We start from the raw sequence: 273 nt of genomic DNA, 5'->3' as shown, positions 1-273 counted from the left end.
GGTGTATCTTTAATGGAAATTAAATCGCTAGTTTTACAGACTAAAAGCTTAATTGAAATGAAAAAGTTCTATATTGATACGTTAGGTTTTTCTCTAATCAATAAGGATAAGGATAGCTTTCGAATTGCTGTTGGTACAGGTGAACTGGAGTTTACTACAAAAGAAGTAAAAGGTAACCCATATTACCACTTTGCATTTAACATACCCGCTAACAAATTTTATGAAGCAAAATCATGGGTAAAAGAAAGAGTAAGTTTACTTGTAGAAGATGGG

1 pseudogene is annotated in these 273 nt (G+C 31.9%); it reads left to right on the top strand.

Features of this window, described 5'->3' with window-relative positions:
• Positions 1–12: 12 nt before the first annotated feature.
• Positions 13–273, top strand: a pseudogene (locus V7164_RS14140) (VOC family protein); the annotation flags it as partial.

It is taken from the genome of Bacillus sp. JJ1474, assembly GCF_036965225.1.
GTDB lineage: Bacteria > Bacillota > Bacilli > Bacillales > Cytobacillaceae > Cytobacillus.
Note: the sequence above shows the minus strand (reverse complement) of the source record. Positions and strands in the feature narration are given on the sequence as shown.